Source organism: Microlunatus speluncae (assembly GCF_009299835.1).
GTDB classification, from domain to species: Bacteria; Actinomycetota; Actinomycetes; order Propionibacteriales; family Propionibacteriaceae; genus Microlunatus; species Microlunatus speluncae.
On record NZ_VKCZ01000018.1, the window covers coordinates 81308 to 101424 of the forward strand.

Annotated in this window: 16 protein-coding genes; 12 read left to right on the forward strand and 4 right to left on the reverse strand. The window is 66.5% G+C overall.

Annotated elements, in window-relative coordinates; all coding sequences use genetic code 11:
• Positions 1-53: 53 nt before the first annotated feature.
• From FNH24_RS21875 to FNH24_RS21885, 3 genes are all read right to left on the reverse strand, one after another.
• Positions 54-422 (reverse strand): VOC family protein, encoded by a 369-nt coding sequence (locus FNH24_RS21875; protein ID WP_152364371.1) that lies wholly within the window; start codon positions 420-422, stop codon positions 54-56.
• A gap of 214 nt (positions 423-636) precedes the next feature.
• Positions 637-1707, reverse strand: a complete 1071-nt coding sequence (locus FNH24_RS21880; RefSeq protein WP_161606257.1) for an MFS transporter — start codon at positions 1705-1707, stop codon at positions 637-639.
• A gap of 44 nt (positions 1708-1751) precedes the next feature.
• Entirely contained in the window at positions 1752-2720 is a 969-nt protein-coding gene (locus FNH24_RS21885; RefSeq protein ID WP_152364373.1) for an LLM class F420-dependent oxidoreductase, read from the reverse strand.
• 174 nt (positions 2721-2894) lie between these two features.
• Between FNH24_RS21885 and tig the strand changes: the two genes are divergently transcribed.
• Positions 2895-4301: a trigger factor gene (gene tig / locus FNH24_RS21890; RefSeq protein ID WP_152364374.1), complete on the forward strand. Its 1407-nt coding sequence runs from the start codon at positions 2895-2897 to the stop codon at positions 4299-4301.
• Between the two features lie 111 nt (positions 4302-4412).
• Here the strand turns inward: tig and FNH24_RS21895 are convergent, their stop codons facing one another.
• Positions 4413-4898 (reverse strand): glutathione peroxidase, encoded by a 486-nt coding sequence (locus FNH24_RS21895; RefSeq protein WP_152364375.1) that lies wholly within the window; start codon positions 4896-4898, stop codon positions 4413-4415.
• A 141-nt stretch (positions 4899-5039) separates the two neighbouring features.
• Here FNH24_RS21895 and FNH24_RS21900 point away from each other — a divergent pair, with 141 nt between their 5' ends.
• From FNH24_RS21900 to FNH24_RS21950, 11 genes are all read left to right on the forward strand, one after another.
• Positions 5040-5633, forward strand: coding sequence for an ATP-dependent Clp protease proteolytic subunit (locus FNH24_RS21900; protein WP_152364451.1), 594 nt, complete (start codon positions 5040-5042; stop codon positions 5631-5633).
• A gap of 29 nt (positions 5634-5662) precedes the next feature.
• Entirely contained in the window at positions 5663-6313 is a 651-nt protein-coding gene (locus FNH24_RS21905) for an ATP-dependent Clp protease proteolytic subunit (RefSeq protein WP_175047906.1), read from the forward strand.
• Positions 6314-6418: 105 nt separating this feature from the next.
• Positions 6419-7708 (forward strand): ATP-dependent Clp protease ATP-binding subunit ClpX, encoded by a 1290-nt coding sequence (gene clpX, locus FNH24_RS21910; protein WP_152364376.1) that lies wholly within the window; start codon positions 6419-6421, stop codon positions 7706-7708.
• Positions 7709-7947: 239 nt separating this feature from the next.
• The gene (locus tag FNH24_RS21915) at positions 7948-8937 is read left to right on the forward strand and encodes an ABC transporter permease (RefSeq protein WP_246187015.1); all 990 of its coding nucleotides are present in this window, start codon (positions 7948-7950) and stop codon (positions 8935-8937) included.
• Entirely contained in the window at positions 8934-9893 is a 960-nt protein-coding gene (locus tag FNH24_RS21920; protein WP_152364377.1) for a carbohydrate ABC transporter permease, read from the forward strand. The genes FNH24_RS21915 and FNH24_RS21920 overlap by 4 nt, the downstream gene beginning before the upstream one ends.
• Before the next feature lie 24 nt (positions 9894-9917).
• On the forward strand, positions 9918-11564 hold the full coding sequence (locus tag FNH24_RS21925; RefSeq protein ID WP_152364378.1) for an extracellular solute-binding protein: 1647 nt from the start codon (positions 9918-9920) through the stop codon (positions 11562-11564).
• Positions 11561-13198 carry a type 2 periplasmic-binding domain-containing protein gene (locus FNH24_RS21930; RefSeq protein WP_152364379.1) on the forward strand — a complete coding sequence of 546 codons (1638 nt, stop codon included), beginning with the start codon at positions 11561-11563 and terminating at the stop codon, positions 13196-13198. The genes FNH24_RS21925 and FNH24_RS21930 overlap by 4 nt, the downstream gene beginning before the upstream one ends.
• 23 nt (positions 13199-13221) lie before the next feature.
• Entirely contained in the window at positions 13222-14856 is a 1635-nt protein-coding gene (locus FNH24_RS21935; RefSeq protein ID WP_152364380.1) for an extracellular solute-binding protein, read from the forward strand.
• Between the two features lie 51 nt (positions 14857-14907).
• The gene (locus FNH24_RS21940; RefSeq protein ID WP_152364381.1) at positions 14908-16536 is read left to right on the forward strand and encodes an extracellular solute-binding protein; all 1629 of its coding nucleotides are present in this window, start codon (positions 14908-14910) and stop codon (positions 16534-16536) included.
• A gap of 2 nt (positions 16537-16538) precedes the next feature.
• Complete coding sequence (locus FNH24_RS21945) at positions 16539-18167, forward strand: extracellular solute-binding protein (protein WP_246187021.1); 1629 nt, start codon at positions 16539-16541, stop codon at positions 18165-18167.
• A 34-nt stretch (positions 18168-18201) separates the two neighbouring features.
• Positions 18202-20079: a DUF2264 domain-containing protein gene (locus tag FNH24_RS21950; protein WP_152364383.1), complete on the forward strand. Its 1878-nt coding sequence runs from the start codon at positions 18202-18204 to the stop codon at positions 20077-20079.
• The last annotated feature ends 38 nt before the right edge of the window (positions 20080-20117 follow it).

Consider the following 20117-nt stretch of genomic DNA (forward strand, 5'->3'; position numbering starts at 1 on the left):
CGCGGGGAGTTGTGGTGGCGCCTGGTCAGCGTCGCCGAAGGGGACGGCAAAGATCACGGGTGGTGGCAGACCGCCTCGACGTTGTTGCCGTCCGGGTCGCGGACGAAGACCGCGAAGTAGTTGTCGTGATACTCCGGCCAGACCCGAGGTGCGTGCAGGATCTCCATTCCCTCGGCCTCGGCGGCGGCGCCGAAGGCGAGCACGGCGTCGCGATCCGGGGCGACGAAGGCCAGATGGATGGGCCGGTTCGGGATCTGGTCCTCCCGGCGACCGATCCAGAAGTCGGGATGATCGCCGCTGCCGTACCCGATCGCCTCGCCGAAATCCATCACCCGGCGCTGGCCGAGGGGCGCGAGCACCCGGTCGTAGAAGCCGGCGCTGGCGGCGAGATTTTCGGCCTGGATTCCGATGTGGTCGATCATGATCCGATCATGGCAGGTCCCCGACCGGCCGACGCCGAAATCGCCCCGGCCACGACGGTGGGGCCAGGGCGATTCCCGGGGTAGAGCAGATCCCGCCGAGAGGATCAGGGGGGTTCGGTCGGGATCGGTACTGCGTTGTCACCAGTGTGAGCGATCTCCGGACGGCGCGCAGGCATCGGTGATCACAACTTGAGCACGGCCGCGGTGCCCGGGATCAGCCGCCGGCGCGCTGCTGGGCGGCGTATTCCTCGGCGTCGGTGTCCACGCCGTTCGGATCCCAGCGGACCAGCAGCAGGGCCAGCAGGCCGAGCAGCGGGAAGATCGCGATGATCCAGAAGACGCCGGTGTTCAGCGCGCCGGCGAGGATCGGGAAGAAGAACAGCGAGACGATCGAGAACACCCGCTTCACCGCCTCGTTGAAGCCGACGCCGGTGCCGCGCAGGCTGGACGGATAACTCAGCGTCGCGTACGCCATCAGTTGCGCGCCGGGCCCGCCGGCCTGAGCGAAGATGAACACCGCCAGCATCAGCACTGCGATCGCGATCAAGGGGCCGGTCGGGATGCCGACCCATGCCAAGATCAACAACGCGGCGCCCTGCAGTCCGAAGCCGGCCAGCGCGAGCCGCCGCGATCCGGCCCGGCTGACCAGTGCGACCCCGACCAGCCCGCCGCCGACCCCGAACACCAGATTGATCACCAGCGAGCCGCCGATCGTGATCAACGGACCCTGCTGGAACAGGGTGGAGATGATCAACGGCGTACCGTACGCGACCGCGTTGTAGCCGCAACACGACCAGCGCCGGCACGGCACCGAAGCCGACCACGATCCGCCACAGCAACGGCTGCCCGGATTCGGGCAAGGACAGGAAGGCGACCAGAACGACGACATAGCCGAAACCGGTCGCCGCATACCAGGCCGGGACCAGGCGTTCACCCGTTGCGACCGGTTTCCCTTACCGCGCAGGGAGGAGAACTCGGCCAGGAAGGCCATCGCCACCGGCAGGTCGAGCCCGACCCCGATGCCCATCACGAACCGGAAGAAGATCAACCACCACTCGTCCGGGGCCAGGGCGCAACCGATCGCGGCGACGACGAAGAAGATCATGTCGGCCATGAACAGCCGATAGCGGCCGAACCGGTCGACCAGGATGCCGCCGGCCGAGGCGCCGACCACCGAGCCGACCATGATCGCCGCGTTGACCACGCCTGTCATCAGCGGATCCAGGCCGAACTGCTGCCGGATCTGGGTGATGCCGAAGGCGATCGAGGAGAAATCCTCGCCCACGCCGCGTCCGGCCGGACCCGCTCCCGGCCGGACGCATCGTGAGATCAGGCGAACTGCGAGATGATCTCGTCGGCGAACCGCTGCAGCGGCTCGTGATCATAGGCGAGCGACGGGATGTAACAGATCACGTAGTCGGCGCCGGCCTCGACCAGCTGCTCCACCTCGGCCCTGATCTCCGACACCGTCTTGATCGGATCGCCGAACCGCTCGATGGCGACGTCCGGCAGACCACGGAACGCCCGCTCGCGCGCCTTCTCCTTGTCCTCCCCGTCGGCGATCGGAAAAACGTTCAGGCTGGTCGACTTGATGATCTCGGAGTAGTCCCGGCCGACCTTGTCGCAGTGGCCCTTGAGGATCGCGGCCTTCTGCTTCAGCGTCTCCGGATCGCCGCCGCCGATGTTGGCCGCGTTGGCGTACTGGGCGACCAGCTTGAGTGTCACCTTCTCGCCGCCACCGCCGATCCACAGCGACGGGTGCGGCTTCCGGACACCCTTCGGCTCGTTGTACGGCCCGTCGATCGAGTAGTACTTGCCCTCGAAGACCGGGTTGTCCTCGGTCCACATCTTGTGCACGATCTGGACCGCCTCGCGGAAGGCGCCCATCCGGTCCTTCAGCTCCGGCCACTCGTGGCCGTACGCCTTCCATTCGTGCTCGTACCAGCCGGCGCCGATGCCCGCGTAGAGCCGGCCGTGGCTGGCTACGTCGACGGTCGAGGCGATCTTGGCGTAGAGCGACGGATGCCGGTAGCCGTTGCAGCCGACCATTTGGCCGACGTTGATCCGGCTGGTGTCCCGGACCAGGGTCGAGGTGGCCGTCCAGCACTCGAATGTCGTGTTCCTGGTCGGTTCCGGGACGGTGTGGAAGTGGTCATAGACCCAGATCGAGTCCCAGGGCCCGGCGTCGGCGGCCTTCGCCACCGCGGTCATGGCCTCGTACTGCTCGATCGGATCGGCGATGTCGGCGAGATCCATTCGCCAGCCCTGCGGAACGAAGACCCCAAAACGAGTCGTCACAGACGTGTCCTCTCCCAAAGCGCGAGTTGTTGAAACGTGACATTACTCCGCGCCGAGCGGCCGGGATTTGGTGCCCTTCGGGGCCGACGCCTACGATGGTTCGGTCTCACGCGAGGCTGCTTTCAGCCTGCGCAGAGCCGACCTTTCGCCCGCCCTTCCATCAGGAGTTTGTACGTGCCGAGCACCGTCGAGCAGCTGAGCCCGTCCCGGGTCAAGATCACCGTCGAGGTCCCGTTCGACGAACTCAAGCCGAGCATGGACAAGACGTATCAGTCGATCGCCCAGTCGATCAACATCCCCGGCTTCCGCAAGGGCAAGGTTCCGCCGATGGTGATCGACCAGCGGTTCGGCCGGGGCACGGTGCTGCAGGAGGCGATCAACGACGCGCTGCCGCGGTTCTACGGCCAGGCGATCAACGACAACAAGCTGGCCCCGCTGGCCCAGCCCGACATCGAGGTGACCAAGCTCGAGGACAACGAGCTGATCGAGTTCACCGCCGAGGTCGACGTGCGGCCCGACTTCGAGCTGCCCGAGCTGGATTCGCTGGCCGTCACCGTCGAGCCGGTCGAGGTCGACGAGGAGCGGGTCACCGAGCAACTGACCGCGCTGCGGGCACGGTTCGGCTCCCGGGAGACGGTCGAGCGGGCCGCCGCCGAGGGCGACGTGGTCACGATCGACCTCGAGGCGAGCATCGACGGCGAGACGCTGGACGACGCCACGGCCGAGGGGATGGAGTACGAGATCGGCTCCGGCACCATGCTGGAAGGCCTGGACGACGCCGTTACCGGGCTGTCCGCCACCGAATCCACGACCTTCACCTCGAAGCTGATCGGCGGCGCCCACAAGGACGAGGACGCCGACATCAAGGTCACGGTGACCGCGGTGGCCGAGCAGAACCTGCCCGAGTTGGACGACGAGTTCGCCCAGCTGGCCTCCGAGTTCGACACCATCGACGAGCTGACCGCCGACATCCGCACCCGGCTCGGCAACATGGGCCGGCTGGAGCAGGCGAGCGATGCCCGGGACAAGGTGCTGGAGGAGCTGATCGGCAAGATCGACTTCGACCTGCCGGAGAACGTGCTGGCCGCCGACGTCGAGGCGCGCAAGGGCCAGATCACGCAGCAGCTCGGCCAGGCCGGGATGACGCTCGAGCAGTACCTCGCCGAGACCGAGGAGAGCGAGACCGAAGAGGCGTTCTGGGCCGATGTCGAGAAGCGGGCCGCGGACGCGATGAAGGCGCAGATCGTGCTGGACAAGTTGGGCGAGGAGCGCGACCTCCAGGTCGATCAGAACGACCTGACCCAGCACATCATCCAGCTGGCGCAGCGGCAGGGCCAGAATCCGCAGGAGATCGCGGATCACATGCAGGAGCACCCGCAGCACATCACCGAATACATGACCGAGATCCGGCGCGGCAAGGCGCTGGCCCTGGTGGTGGAGGCGGCGACGATCACCGACACCGCCGGCGCGGCCGTTGATCTTGACCGGCTGCAGCCCGACGGCACCCTGGCCGACCCGGCCGAAGAGACCGACGAGGCTGAGGTCGAGACCGAGGAGCCGGTCGGCGCCAAGGCCGAATGACCTGATCGTTCCCTGAGCCTGTCGAAGCATGTCCTGAGCCTGTCGAAGGGGGCAAGTCACATGATCATGTGGCTCGGCACTTCGACAGGCTCAGTGCACGTTATGAGTTGATCATGCTTCGGCGAGGGCCCGCTCGATGTCGTCGCCGAGTTGATCAGGGGCGGTCTGCGGCGCGAACCTCTTGATCACGTTGCCGTCCCGCCCGATCAGGAACTTGGTGAAGTTCCACTTGATCGCGTCACCGAGCACGCCGCCCTTCTCGGTCCGCAGCCAGCTCCAGAGCGGGTGCGCGCCGGCGCCGTTCACGTCGATCTTGGCGAACATCGGGAACGTCACACCGAAGTTGAGCTCGCAGAATTCGGCGATCTCGGCCTCGGCCCCGGGCTCCTGGTGCCCGAACTGATCACAGGGGAAGCCGAGGATGACGAAGCCCCGGTCGGCGTAGTTGTCGTACAACTTCTGCAGGCCTTCGTACTGCGGGGTGAGCCCGCACTTCGACGCGGTGTTCACCACCAGGGTCACCCGGCCGGAGTAGTCGGCCAGCGAAATGTCGCCGCCGGTGATCGAGGTCGCGCTGAAGTCGGAGAGTGTGGTCACGCCGTCCAATCTAATCGGAGGCCGTGTGGCCGCCGTCCGGGAGTCAGCGGCCCGTGTCGTGCGCCGTCAGCGAACAGGGGCGGGATGCCCTCTGCCGCGAGGTTCCCACCGGGTAGGTTCGTGCCCGTGAACGCAGAACAGATGGCGGAACGCGGTGGGGGCTTCGGGCTCGACGATCAGGTCTATCAGTCGCTGCTGAGGAATCGGATCATCTTCCTCGGCACTGAGGTTCGAGACGAGAACTCGAACGCGATCTGTGCCCAGATGCTGTTGCTGAACGCCGAGGATCCGCACAAGGACATCTGGCTCTACATCAACAGCCCCGGCGGCTCGGTCGACTCCGGCATGGCGATCTACGACACCATGCGCTGGATCTCGAACGACGTCGCGACGGTGGCGATGGGGTTGGCGGCCTCGATGGGGCAGTTCCTGCTCTCGGCCGGCACCCAGGGCAAGCGGTATGCACTGCCGCACAGCCGGATCATGATGCACCAGCCCTCCGGCGGCCTCGGCGGCACGGCGAGCGACATCAAGATCCAGGCCGAGCAGTCACTGCACATCAAGAGCGTGATGCAGAACCTGATCGCCGAGCACACCGGCCAGACGCTGGAGCAGATCGAGCGCGACTCCGACCGGGACCGTTGGTTCACCGCGGAGAACGCCAGGGAGTACGGGTTCATCGACCACGTGTTCACCTCGGCCGCGCAGATCCCGTCCGACTCGCCGACCCAGTGATCGCCGACGTAGTGAACAAGGAGCACCCCATGAACCCGACCACGTTCGGCGGCGACCCCAGCAGTTACGCGCCGCGGATGGACTACTACATCCCGCAGTGGGAAGAGCGCACCTCCTACGGCATGCGCCGGATCGATCCGTACACCAAGTTGTTCGAGGACCGGATCATCTTCCTCGGCACGCCGATCTCGGACGAGATCGCCAACGCCGTGATGGCCCAGCTGCTCTGCCTGCAGTCGATGGACCCGGAGCGGGACATCGAGATCTACATCAACAGCCCCGGCGGATCGTTCACCGCGCTGACCGCGATCTACGACACGATGCGCTACATCAAGCCCGACATCCGCACGGTCTGCCTCGGCCAGGCCGCCTCGGCCGCCGCGGTGATCCTGGCCGCCGGCACCAAGGGCAAGCGGCTGGCGCTGCCGAACAGCCGGATCCTGATCCACCAGCCGGCCACCGAGGGCGGTTACGGCCAGTCCTCCGACATCGAGATCCAGGCCCGGGAGATCCTGCGGATCCGCGCCCTGATGGAGAGCATGCTCGCCTCCGACACGGGCAAGGACGAGGCCGAGGTCAGCCGGGACATCGAGCGGGACAAGTACCTGACGGCCGAGCAGGCCAAGGAATACGGGATCATCGACGACGTCCTGACGTCGCTCAAAGCGATCCCTGCCTGACGGCGGGAATCGAAGTCGCGGCCCGCGGGGAGAATTGGTTCCCCAACGTCTGGGCCTCGGGTTACTGTGGATCGAAGTCAGACGCCCCAGGAGTGAGGAGAAGGCGTGGCTCGCATCGGAGAGAGCGGCGACCTGCTGAAGTGTTCTTTCTGCGGAAAGAGTCAGAAGCAGGTCAAGAAGCTCATTGCCGGTCCAGGTGTCTACATCTGTGACGAGTGCATCGACCTCTGCAACGAGATCATCGAAGAGGAGTTCTCCGAGGGCGCCGACGTCGGACTGCTGGACGAGTTGCCCAAGCCGGCGCAGATCCGGCAGTTCCTCGACGGGTACGTGATCGGCCAGACCGGTGCCAAGAAGGCGCTGGCGGTCGCCGTCTACAACCACTACAAGCGAGTCCAGTCCCAGGCGGCCAACCCGGCCCGCCGGGCCGAGGACGACAACGTCGAGTTGGGCAAATCCAACATCCTGCTGATCGGTCCGACCGGCTGCGGCAAGACCTATCTGGCGCAGACGCTGGCCAAGATGCTCAACGTGCCGTTCGCGATCGCCGATGCGACCGCGCTGACCGAGGCGGGCTACGTCGGCGAGGATGTGGAAAACATCCTGCTCAAGCTGATCCAGGCGGCCGACTTCGACGTCAAGAAGGCCGAGACCGGCATCATCTACATCGACGAGGTCGACAAGATCGCCCGCAAGAGCGAGAACCCGTCGATCACCCGGGACGTCTCCGGCGAGGGCGTGCAACAGGCCCTGCTGAAGATCTTGGAGGGGACGCAGGCCAGCGTCCCGCCGCAGGGCGGCCGCAAGCATCCGCACCAGGACTTCATCCAGATCGACACCACCAACGTGCTGTTCATCGTCGGCGGCGCCTTCGCCGGCCTTGATCAGATCGTCGGCCAGCGGGTCGGCAAACGACCGCTCGGCTTCAACAACGACCCCAACACACGCAAGCCCGAGTCGGAGGATCCGTTCGAGGACGTCCGGCCCGAGGACCTGGTCAAGTTCGGCCTGATCCCGGAGTTCATCGGCCGACTGCCGATGATCTCCTCGGTCAGCCCGCTCGACCGGGAGGCCCTGATCAGGATCCTGGTCGAGCCGAAGAACGCGCTGACCAGGCAGTTCAAGAAGCTGTTCGAGCTCGACGGGGTCGAGCTCGAGTTCACCGACGAGGCGGTCGAGGCGATCGCCGACCTCGCCCTGTTGCGGGGGACCGGTGCCCGGGGTCTGCGGGCCATCCTCGAAGAGGTGCTGCTCAACGTCATGTACGACGTGCCGAGCCGCAGCGACATCGCCCAGGTGATCATCACCGCCGAGGTCGTCAACGACAACGTGCTGCCGACCCTGGTGCCGCGGAACAAGATGCCCAAGCGCGAGCGCCGCGAGAAGTCGGCCTGAGCCGAAAGTCCCGTTTCTGAGCCCTGTGCAGGGGCCGTAGTTCAACATGCCCGCAACGGTCTGGCAAACCGATGGCAAACCCTTGCCATACGCTTGCCATCGCGGCTGGGATAGCCCCTAATCGGACACAGAAGGTCTTCGGTCACGACATCACGTCAGGACACGGCTGCCGCTCCGGCGGCCGGCCTCCAACGAAGGGGGACTTCCCAACGATGGCAGGGTCAACTAGTCTCGCTCGCGTGGGCAAGCGTTTACCAAGAACGGTGAACGGCGGTGGCGACCCGATGCAGGACGTGGTCACCTCAGCCGATGACCGACGCAAGGGTCCCCTCCAACGACTGGGCCGGGACAAACTGCTCGTCGCGCTCGGGTTGCCGGGGGCGATCGTCCTGATCCTGTTCCAGTACATTCCGTTGCTGGGCAATGTGATCGCGTTCCAGGAGTATCAGCCGTATCTGGAGATCACCGAGGCGCCGTTCGTCGGGCTGCAGAACTTCTCCTTCCTCTGGGACGGCAACCCCGCGTTCCTCAACGCGCTGGCCAACACGCTGATCCTCACCCTGATCCAGACCGTGCTGGTGTTCCCGGTGCCGCTGGTGCTGGCTCTGCTGCTGAACAGCCTGGCCGGCGAGAAGCTGAAGCGGCTGCTGCAGTCGGTGCTGTATCTGCCGCACTTCCTGTCCTGGGTGATCGTGGTCGCGCTGTTCCAGCAGATGCTCGGCAACGCCGGAATGCTGAACACCTTCCTGGTCCAGAACGACATGCCGATCATCCAGATCATCGGCGTCCCTGAACTGTTCAAGGCGCTGCTCACCTCGCAGGCGATCTGGAAGGACGCCGGCTGGGGCACGATCATCTTCCTGGCGGCGATCTCGCAGATCGACCAGGAGCAGTACGAGGCCGCGGCGGTCGACGGCGCCAACGGCTGGCAGCGACTGTGGAACATCACCCTGCCGGCGCTCAAGGGCCTGTTCATCCTGCTGCTGATCCTGCGGCTCGGGCACAGCCTCTCGGTCGGTTTCGAGCAGATCATCCTGCAACAGGGGCCGGTCGGCCTGGAGGCCAGCGAGGTGCTCGACACCTGGGTCTACAACAACGGCATCATCGGCGGCAACTGGGGCATGTCCACCGCCGCCGGTCTGGTCAAGAGTGTCGTCGGCATCGCCCTGGTGATCGGGGCCAACAAACTGGCGCACATATTCGGCGAGCGAGGGGTGTATCAACGATGACCACCATCGAACAGGCCTCCACCGGAACGATCGGCGGCTCCGAGCCGCCGCTGCGCTCGAAGAAGGGCCGCAGCCGTCCGATCTGGATGGAGAAGCCGAACCCGCTCGTGCAGGTGATCAAGTTCATCGCGCTCGGCATCTCGGTGCTGCTGGTGATCATCCCGTTCTGGTCGGTGATCGCGACCTCGTTCGCCGATCAGCAGACGATCAACGAGTCCGGCGGCGGCATGGTGCTCTGGCCGGGTGGCGCCTCGTTCAGCGCGTACCAGGCGATCCTGTCCGGCGGTGTCGTGACCCGGGCCTTGATCATCTCGATCTTGATCACGGTGATCGGCACCTTCCTGTCGCTGGCCGCGACCGCCGGGCTGGCGTACTGGCTGTCCCGGCCGGGGGCGTTCGGCGGCCGGGTGACGCTGATGCTGGTGCTCGGCGCCCTGCTGTTCAGCCCCGGGTTGATCCCGAGCTATCTGGTGGTCAAGCAGTTCAACCTGCTCGACTCCTGGTGGTCGCTGATCCTGCCGGTGCTCGTCAACGCGTTCAACGTGATCGTGATGCGAGCGTTCTTCCAGGAGTTACCCCAGGAGTTGTTCGAGTCCGCCGCGATCGACGGTGCGTCCAGCGCCACGATCCTGATCAAGATCGTGTTGCCGCTGTCCAAGGCGGTGCTCGCGGTGATCGGGTTGTTCTACGCGGTCGCGTACTGGAATGCGTTCTTCAACGCGTTGCTCTACATCCAGAGCACCGACAAATGGCCGATGGCGCTCGTCCTGCGCACCTTCGTGGTGAACCAGACGACGATCGGTGGGGACCAGGTCGGCATGGCCGAGGTGTTGCCGCCGCAGCTGCCGCTGCAGATGGCGATCCTGGTCGTGGCGCTGGTGCCGATCTTGATCCTTTACCCGTTCCTTCAGCGGCACTTCGCCAAGGGCGTCATGATCGGCGCCGTCAAGGGTTAGTCCCAGAAATCCAGGAGAAAAGCTATGTCAGCGAAGACATTTGATCGCCGGTCGCTCTTGGCCGGCGCGAGCGGTGCCGCGATGCTGCTCGGCACCGGCACGCTGGCCGGCTGCAGCACCGGTAGCACCGGTCAGCAGAACTCGGCCGAGACCAACACCAAGGCCGTGCTGCCGACCTACGTCGCCTACACCGGGGTCACGCCCGACCTGCCGGCGACGGACAAGGGCGTCGATCCGGCTTTCCGGAACTTCCCGAAGGACCGGCCCAAGGCGACCGATGGCAAGCCGGGTAACGGCGAGACCCTGACCGGCATGGGCAACATCTATTACGCGGTGCCGCCGGGCCCGGACCGGAACTCGTACTGGGCCGGCCTGAACGAGCGGATGGGCATCGACCTCAAGCTGCAGATGGTCGGCAACGCCGACTACACGCAGAAGTTCGCCACCACGATCGCCGGCAACGACCTGCCGGACATGCTGCAGATGCAGGTGGTCGCCAACTATCCGCAGCTCCTGGAGAAGCGGTTCACCCGGCTCGACGAGCACCTGGCCGGGGACGCGATCAAGGAGTATCCCAACCTGGCCAACGTGCCCACCCGGCACTGGAAGCCGACGATCTACAACGGCGCCATCTACGGCGTCCCGATCCCGCGCGGCGCGGTCGGCGCGTACAGCTTCATCCGGCAGGACCTGTTCGAGGCCGCCGGTGTGTCGCCGGAGCCGAAGAGCTTCGCCGAGTTGAGCGAGACGGCGAAGGCGCTGACCGATCCGAAGAAGCGGCGCTGGGCGTTCGGCATGTGGGGCCAGGTCCGCGGCTACATGCTGATGATGAACGGCGCGCCGAACGGCTGGCGGGAGGAGGGCGGCAAGCTCACCCATCAGTTCGAGACCGAGGAATACAAGCAGACCATCGCCGATCTGGCCGAGCTCTGGGCGGCCGGGGTGATGCATCCCGAGGCCTTCTCCGACCAGATGCCGTTCAAGAACTACTTCAACGCCGGCACCGTGGCGATCAACGCAACCGACGGCTATCCGGGCTGGACCCAATACATCCTGGACAACGCGTCGAACCCGACTTTCAAGCTGGGTCTGATGCCGGTCTACTCCCGGGAGGGCGGCGAGCTGGCGGCCTGGTTCCAGGGTAACGGCCACTTCTCGATCACCGCGCTGAAGAAGCAGGAGGATCCGGAGAAGTTGAAGTTGATCTTGCGCGTGTTGAACTGGCTGGCCGCTCCATTCGGCACCGAGGAGTACCTGTACCGCCTGTACGGCGAGGAAGGCGTGGACCACACGGTCAACGCCGACGGTGATCCGGTGCTGACCAAGACCGGCACCGCCAACACGGTGCTGCCGATCCGCTACCTGGCCGACGCGCCGGTCTCGATCTACATGCCGGGCCGGCCGGAGGATGCCGACACCCAGCACGCATACCAGGAGAAGGTGCTGGCCAACTCGATCGCCAACCCGACCGTCGGCCTCTACTCCAACACGTCGGCGACCAAGAACTCCGTGGTCGACAAGGCCTTCAACGACAACGTCAAGGAGGTCATCCAGGGCCGCAAGCCGATGTCCACCCTGGACGAGTTGATCAAGAAGTGGCGGACCGACGCCGGCGATGGGATGCGCCAGGAGTATCAGGACCAGCTGCAGGAAGTGGGCGGCGCGCGGTGATCGGTCGACCGATCAATCGCCGCACCCTGCTAGCCGGGGCCGGGGGTGCGACGATCCTCGGGGCCGCGGCCGGCTGCTCCACCGGCGGCGCGACCGAGGAGAACTCGGCGGCGGTCAACACGGCGGTCAAGCTGCCGACGTACGTCGAGTTCAAGGGTGTGCAGCCGGATCTGCCGGGCACCGAGGAGGGTGTCGACCCGGCATTCCACCACTTTCCGGCCGAGCAGGCCGTCTCGGTGGCGGAGAAGCCGGGCAGCGGGGAGACCCTGTCCGGGCTGGGCAATCTCTATGTCGCGGTGCCGCCGGGGGTGGACAAGAACTCCTACTGGCAGGGACTGAACGAACGCCTCGGCGTCAATCTCGAGTGTCAGATGGTCGGCAACGCCGACTGGGAGCAGAAGTTCGCCACGGTGATCGCCGGGAATGATCTTCCCGACATGCTGCAGACCCGGATCGTGGCCAACTTCCCGCAGTTGTTGGACAAGCGCTTCACCCGGCTGGACGAGTTCCTCGGCGGGGATGCGATCAAGGACTACCCGAATCTGGCCAACATCCCCACCCGGCACTGGAAGTCGACCGTCTACAACGGCGGCATCTTCGGCATCCCGATCCCGCGCGGTGCGGTCGGCTGGTATCACTACATCCGGGCCGACCTGTTCGAGGCTGCCGGGGTCTCGACCGAGCCGAAGGGCTTCGACGAGCTGCTGGCGACTGCCAAGGCGCTGACCGACCCGAAGAAGCGGCGGTGGGCGTTCGGCCTGATCGGCTCCGTCCGGGCCCTGATCGGTCGGATGAACGGCGAGCCGAACACCTGGCGCGAGGAGGGCGGCAAGCTCACCCACTCCTACGAGACCGAGGAGTTCCGCCAGACGCTGACCGACATGATCACGCTGTGGAAGGCGGGGGTGCTGCACCCGGACTCGGTCAGCACGACGTTCCCGTTCAAGCAGATGTTCAACGGTGCGACGGTCGCCATCAACCCCAACGACGGCTACACCGGCTGGGGCGGCTACATCGCCGAGGGTGAGGCGACTCCCGGCTACCAGCTGGGATTGCTGACCGCCACCAAGCGGGACGGTTCGGGGCCGGCGCCGGTGGCGTACAACGCACCGAACTACTCGATCACCGCGTTGAAGAAGCAGGACAGCCCGGACAAGATCAAACTGATCCTCCGGGTGATGAACTGGCTCGCCGCGCCGTTCGGCACGACCGAGAAGTTCTACAAGTCCTTCGGCGAGGAAGGTGTTGATCACACGATCAACGGCGACGGGGATCCGGTGAAGACCAAGACCGGTCAGACCAACATCGCGCTGCCGATCAACTACTTCGCCGACTCCCCGCTACCGCTCTACCAGCCCGGCCGGCCGCAGGACGTCGACCTGCAGCACAAGTACCAGTCGGCGGTGATGCCGACCGCGGTGCAGAATCCGGTCGAGGGTCTGTTCTCCAACATCAGTGCGACCAAGAACACCCCGGCGGACAAGAAATTCCTGGACGAGCTCTGGCAGATCGTCCAGGGCCGCCAGCCCGAGTCGGGGGCCGAGGATCTGATCAAGACCTGGCGGAGCGAGGTCGGCGACGGCATGCGCCAGGAATATCAAGATCAACTACAGTCCGGTTCAGTGCAGCGCTGAGAGGCGCTGTCCGAGGAGGAATCATGGCAACGCCGCCATTCAATCGGAGGACACTTCTGGCCGGCGCCGGTGGCGCGGCCCTGCTCGGGGCCGCCGCCGGCTGCTCCACCGGTGGACAGAACGACGACAATTCCGCTTCGGTGAACACCGCGGTGAAGCTGCCGACCTATGTCGAGAACGAGGGCGCGAAGCCGGATCTGCCCGGCACCGAGCAGGGGGTCGAGCCCGCCTTCCACCACTATCCGGCCGAACGCGCGGTCACGGTCGAGGAGAAGCCGGGCAACGGCGAGACCCTGTCCGGGCTCGGGCACATCTACGTCGCGGTGCCACCCGGCATGGACCAGAACTCCTTCTGGCAGGGGCTGAACGCCAAGCTCGGGATCACTCTCGAGTGCCAGATGGTCGGCAACGCCGACTGGGAGCAGAAGTTCGCCACGGTGATCGCCGGCAACGATCTTCCCGACATCCTGCAGACCCGGGTGGTGGCGAACTTCCCGCAGTTGCTGGAGAAGCGGTTCACCAAGCTGGATGAGTTCCTCGGTGGCGATGCGATCAAGGACTACCCGAATCTGGCCAACATCCCGTCCCGGCATTGGAAGTCGACCGTCTACAACGGCGCGATCTATGGCATCCCGATCCCTCGGGGTGTGGTCGGCGGTTGCCACTTCATCCGGCAGGACCTGTTCGAGGCGGCCGGGTTGTCGCCCGAGCCGAAGGGCTTCGACGAACTCCTGGCGACCGCCAAGGCGCTGACCGACCCGAAGAAGCGGCGCTGGGCCTTCGGCCTGATCGGCTCGACCCGGGCCCTGCTGGGCCGGCTCAACGGGGAGCCCAACAGCTGGCGGGAGGAGGGCGGCACCTTCACCCACACCTACGAGACCGACGAGTTCCGGCAGACCATCGCCGACATGATCACGTTCTGGAAGGCGGGGGTGATCCATCCCGACAGCGTCAGCACCACCTTCCCGTTCAAGCAGATGTTCAACGGCGGCACGGTGGCGATCAACCCCAACGACGGCTACACCGCCTGGGGCGGCTACATCGTCGAGGGCACGGCGACCCCGGGCTACAAGCTGGGGCTGATGCCGGCCTACACCCGGGACGGCTCCGAGCTGGCGCCGATCGCGTACGGCGCCCCGAACTACTCGATCACCGGATTGAAGAAGCAGGACTCACCGGACAAGATCAAGTTGATCCTGCGGGTGCTGAACTGGTTGGCCGCCCCGTTCGGCAGCGCCGAGCACTACTTCCGCTCCTTCGGCGAGGAGGGCGTCGATCACACGATCAACGGCGACGGCGATCCGGTGAAGACGAAGGAGGGCACGGCCAACATCGCCCTGCCGACCGGCTACTTCTCCGACGCTCCGCGAGCGCTCTACCAGCCCGGCCGGCCGCAGGACGTCGACGTCCAGCACGAATACCAGTCGCTGGTGATTCCCAACGGGATCGCCAACGCGTCCGAAGGTCTGTTCTCGAACACGTCGGCGACCAAGAACACGCCGGCGGACAAGAAGTTCACCGACACCCTGTGGCAGATCGTCCAGGGGCGGCAGCCCGAGTCCGAACTGGACAATCTGATCAAGACCTGGCGCAGCGAAGCGGGCGACGGGATGCGCCAGGAGTACCAGGACCAGCTGCAGGCAGCGCCGCCCGGCTGAGTCGTCGATCGCCCGTTCCGGAAGTGATCATCGCCCGCTCGAGGAGGAAACATGACCAGCATTGCGATGAACCGGAGGACCCTGTTGGCCGCCGGTGCCGGCGGCTCGGCCGCCCTGCTCGGCGGCGGGGCCCTGGCCGGCTGCAGCAACCGGTCCGGCAGCCCACAGAACGCGCCCTCGGTCAACGAGGCCGTGATCCGGCCGGCCTACGTCCCGTACCGCGGCGTGCAGCCCGACCTGCCCGGCAACGAGGCCGGCGTCGACCCCGCGTTCCGCAACTTCCCCCGGGAACACCCGAAGGTCGTCCAGGAGAAACCGGGCAGCGGGCAGCCGTTGACCGGGATGGGCAACATCTTCTACGCCGTCCCGCCCGGGCCCGACCAGAACACCTACTGGGCCGGGCTGAACGACCGGCTCGGCGTCGATCTCAAGCTGCAGATGGTGCCGACCGGGGACTGGTCCCGGAAGTTCGCCACCACGATCGCCGGCAACGAACTGCCGGACCTGATGCAGATGCGGGTGATCGCCAACTTCCCGCAACTGCTGGACAAGAAGTTCGCCCGGCTCGATGATCATCTCGCCGGCGATGCGGTCAAGAACTATCCCAACCTGGCGAACCTGCCGGAAGCGTCGTGGCAGGCGGCGATCTACAACGGCGGCATCTACGGGGTCCCGATCCCGCGGGGCGCGAGCGGCAACTACTGCTTCGTCCGGCAGGACCTGTTCGAGCAGGCCGGCGTCTCGATGGAACCGAAGGGCTTCGACGAGCTGAAGGAACTGATGCGGGCGTTGACCGACCCGCCGAAGCGGCGCTGGGCGATCGGCTCCTGGGCCCAGTTGCGCAAGCATCTGATCACCCTGAACGAGGCGCCCAACGGTTGGCGGTACGAGGGCGGCAAGCTGACCCATCAGTACGAGACCGAGGAATACAAGCAGACGATCAACGACCTGATCGAGCTGTGGCAACTCGGCGTGATTCATCCGGACACCTTCTCCGACAGCTTGCAGTCCAAGGCGCTGTTCAGCTCGGGGTCGATCGCGATCACCCACGACGGCTATCTCGGCTGGACCCAGTACGTGTTGGACAACGTGTCCAATCCGGCCTTCAAGCTCGGCCTGATCCCGGTCTACACCCGCGACGGCAGCGAGCTCGCGCCCTGGCACCAGGGCAACGCCAGCTTCTCGATCACCTCGCTGAAGAAGCAGGACTCGCCGGACAAGCTCACCTTGGCCCTGCGGGTGCTGAACTGGCTGGCGGCACCGTTCGGCACGGAGGAATACCTCTACCGGCTGTACGGCGAGCAGGGCGTCGATCACACCGTCAACGCCGAGGGCAATCCGACGCTGACCAAGACCGGCCAGACCAATACGGTGCTGCCGATCCGCTACCTGGCCGACGCGCCCCCGGTGATCTACCAGCCGGGCCGCCCGGACGACGCCGATCAGCAACACGCCTATCAGACCAAGATCCTGGCGACCTCGGTCGCCGATCCGACCGACGGCCTGTTCTCCAACACCCTGGCCACCCAGAACGCCACCGTCGACCGGAACGTGACCGACGGACTGAAGGCGATCATCCAGGGCCGCAAACCGTTCGCCGAGTGGGACCGGCTGATCGACACCTGGCGCCAGCAGGCGGGGGACAAGATCCGGGCCGAGTACGAAGATCAACTCCAGTGATCATGGAAACATTCGGCCGAAGGGCCCTGCTGGCCGGCACCGGCGGATCGGCGGTGCTGTTGGGCAGCGGAGCGCTGTCGTCCTGCGCCACCAAGAGCGGGGAGGTGCAGAACCGGCCGGAGGCCAACGCCGCCGCGGTCCTGCCCAGCTACCTCCCGTACACCGGGATCACCCCGGACCTGCCGCCCAACGAGCAGGGCGTCGAGGCCGGCTTCCACCACTTCCCGGCCGAACGCCCGTCCGTCGCTCCGGAGCACCCGGGCCACGGCGAGACGATCTCGGCGATGGGGAACATCTTCTACGCCGTGCCACCCGGTCCGGACCAGAACAGCTACTGGGCCGGGCTGAACGAGCGACTCGGGGTCACGCTGGACCTGCGGATGGTCGCCAGCGGGGACTACACGGCGAAGTTCGCCACCACCATCGCCGGCAACGAACTGCCCGACGTGATGCAGATGCGCGACGTGGCCAACTTCCCGCAACTGCTGGACAAACGATTCACCCGGTTGGACGACCAGCTGGCCGGGGATGCGATCAAGGACTACCCCAACCTGGCCAACATACCGACCCGGCACTGGAAGCCGACCGTGTTCAACGGCGGTCTCTACGGGATCCCGATCCCGCGCGGCGCCATCTCCAGCTACGTCTTCCTCCGGCTGGACCGGTTCGAGGCTGCGGGCGCCGATCCGGAGCCGAAGGGTTTCGAGGAACTGAAGAAGGTCGCCCAGGCGCTGACCGACCCGAAACGGCGGCACTGGGCCTTCGGCGGCTGGACCCAGCTGCTCGAGCTGCTGATCGGGATCAACGAGGCTCCGAACGTGTGGCGGGAGAGCGGCGGCAAGCTGACCCACCAGTTCGAGACCGAGGAATACCGGCAGGCCGTCGGCGACCTGATCGAGTTGTGGCGGCTCGGCGTGATCCATCCCGACACGTTCACCGGGCAGGTGCAGAAGTCGGAGAACTTCAACGCGGCGACGTTCGCCATCGGGTCGCACGGCGGCTACCTGGCCTGGACACAACACGTGCTGGACAACGTCGACACGCCGGGCTTCAAGATGGGCCTGATGCCGATGTACACCCGCGACGGCAGCCGGCCGGCCGCCTGGCACATCGGCGACGGCTGCTATTCGATCACCTCCCTGAAGAAGCAGGAGTCCCCGGACAAGATCAAGTTGATCTTGCGCGTGCTGGACTGGCTGGCGGCGCCGTTCGGCACCGAGGAATACCTGTACCGGCTGTTCGGCGCGGAGGGCGTCGATCACACGATGACCGCCGACGGTGACCCGCTGCTGACCAAGACCGGGATCGCCAACACCGTGCTGCCGATCCGCTATATGTCCGACTCCCCGGCCGTGATCTACCAGGCCGGCCGGCCGGAGGACACCGACGTGCAGCACGCGTACCAGAGCCGGTCGCTGGCCAACACCATGGCCAATCCGGTGGTCGGCCTGTTCTCCAACACGGCGGTGACCAAGTCCGCCGGCGCCGAGCGGACCTTCACCGACGGCCTGCAACAGATCGTCCGCGGCCGGCGCCCGATCGCCGACCTGGACGCGCTCGTCGCGGCCTGGCGTCAGACCGCCGGCGACGCGATGCGCGCCGAGTACGAGGACCAGCTGCAGCACCGATGATGATCATCAACCCGACGAGAGGACTGACCGGCCGATGACGAGCCAGCGCGGACTGGACGAAGATCGCGAACTGTCGCCGTACACCGGATGGACCCGCCGGCACGTGGCGGACCTGGCCGACCGGTCGCTGCTGGCGCTGCGGCCGTGGGCGACCCCGGACCACGCGCGATTCGACCTGCCCGGCCCGTCCTCCGGTTCGGGACCGATCAGCGACGGCCTGGAGGGCTTCGCCCGGTCGTTCCTCGCGGCCGGCTTCCGGCTGGCCGGCGCCGACGTCGATCCTCATGATCATGCCGGCTGGTATGCCCGCGGGCTGATCGCCGGCACCGATCCCGACTCCGGTGAAGCGTGGCCGTCACTGGCCGAACGAGGCCAGGCCCGGGTCGAGGCGGCCGCGATCGCCATCGCCCTGCACGAGTCGCGCCGCTGGATCTGGGACGTCCTGCCGCCGCGGGCGCAGGAGCGGATCATCGACTGGCTGGCCGGTTCGATCGGCGCCAAGTACTCGTTCAGCAACTGGCGCTGGTTCCAGAACGTCACCCAGGCGTTCCTGCGGTCGGTCGGCGGCCCGTACGACAAGGACGAGTTGGCGACCAACCTGGAGTTCCTCGACTCCTGTTATCTCGGCGACGGCTGGTACAGCGACGGCCGGCCGGACGGGCGCGGCGGCAACATCGACTGGTACGCCGGCTGGGTGATGCAGCAGTTCTCGGTCTGGTACTGCCGGATGTCGGCCGACGAGCCGGGCATCGAGACGCGGCTCGACACGTACCGGGAACGGCTCCGCGACTACGTGGCGAGCGCCGCGGAACTGTTCGGCGCCGATGGGGCACCGCTGTATCAGGGTCGTTCGCTCGTCTATCGCTACGCCGCCGTCGGCGCCCTGTGGACCGGGGCGATCTTCGACGCCAACCCGTTGCCGCCGGGCCGGCTCCGCCGCACCTGCGTCGGGGCGATCCGCTACTTCGCCGACCGCGACGCCTTCGACGGCAACGGCCTGCTCAGCCTCGGCTGGCACGGCCGCTTCGACCCGATGCGGCAGTCCTACTCCGGCCCCGGCTCGCCGTACTGGGCCAGCCTCGGCCTGGCCGGTCTGGCCCTGCCGGCGACCCACACGGTCTGGACCGAACCCGAGCAGCCGGCCCCGATCGATCTCGACGACACGGCCCGGCCGATCCGGCCGATCGGCTGGCTCACCTCCGGGACCGCCGCCGACGGCATCGTCCGGGTGGTCAATCACGGCGTCGACCACAGCGGTGCCGAGCCGAAGGCCGAGGCCCCGCAATACAACCGGTACGGCTACTCGACGGTCACCGCGCCGGTGCCGCTGCCCGGCGGAGCCGCCGAGGCGTTGGACAATCAGGTCGTCCTGGTCGACTCCGCCGGTCGCTGGTCGCAGCGGCCGATCATCAACCTGAGCAGTGTCGATGATCATCGAGTGGAGAGCCGGCAGCTCGCCTACTTCGCCCGTGTGGAACCAGCCGTTGGCTTCGACCCAGGCCCGGAACTGCACTGTGTCTCGATCCTCCGCGGAGCGATCGAGGTGCGAGCCGTCCGCCTCGGCGACGTCCCGGCGGGGGAGTCCGCGCCGGACCGCCTCCTGATCTCGGGCTTCGCCGTGCCGCGCACCCCCGCCCCCGGCGCCCGCTCCACCCTGGTCAGCACCGTCCATCCCCTGACCCCCGGCGGCACCACCGGCAGCACCGTCCACCCGGAACAGAACGCGTTCGGCGCCGACCTCGAAGTCCCCTGGACCCGCTTCGACACCCCCGAACCCGCCCGCTGGTACGCCGTGGCAATCGGGCTCGCCGAAGCGGAACCGGACTGGCCGACCGTCGATGTCGACGGCTCCGGTGGCCTCGTCGTCACCTGGGCCGACGGCAGCATCGATCGGATGGCGGACGCACCCTGAGTCCGTGGAACTGTGAGGTCGGCGTTGACTGCGGCCGC